The sequence below is a fragment of the Liquorilactobacillus vini DSM 20605 genome (assembly GCF_000255495.1).
Classification (GTDB): domain Bacteria; phylum Bacillota; class Bacilli; order Lactobacillales; family Lactobacillaceae; genus Liquorilactobacillus; species Liquorilactobacillus vini.
Genome location: NZ_AHYZ01000083.1, coordinates 1 through 271, shown reverse-complemented (window position 1 = coordinate 271; position 271 = coordinate 1). Strand labels below are relative to the sequence as shown.

Annotated in this window: 1 pseudogene; it reads left to right on the top strand. The window is 38.4% G+C overall.

What is annotated here, in order from left to right:
* Window positions 1–271, top strand: a pseudogene (locus tag ON15_RS11745) (IS4 family transposase); the annotation flags it as partial.

Sequence of the window (271 nt, the reverse complement as noted above, 5' to 3'; positions counted from 1 at the left end):
TCGAATTGGTTCTCCAGCTCGTTATACCGACTTGCGTACTTTAGCTGGCCAACGCCGAGCTCAAGCTCAGCGTAAGATGAACTTGGTCGGTATAGAACTTCTAAAGCAGGCTCTGGATAATCAGATTACAGCTGATTATGTCCTATTTGATACTTGGTTTAGTTCACCTAAAATGTTCAAAACAATCATTGATCTAGGAATGGTTGCTATTGGTATGATCAAAAATACAGTAAAAGTTCACTATCGTTATCGAAATAAATTGATGTCAGAT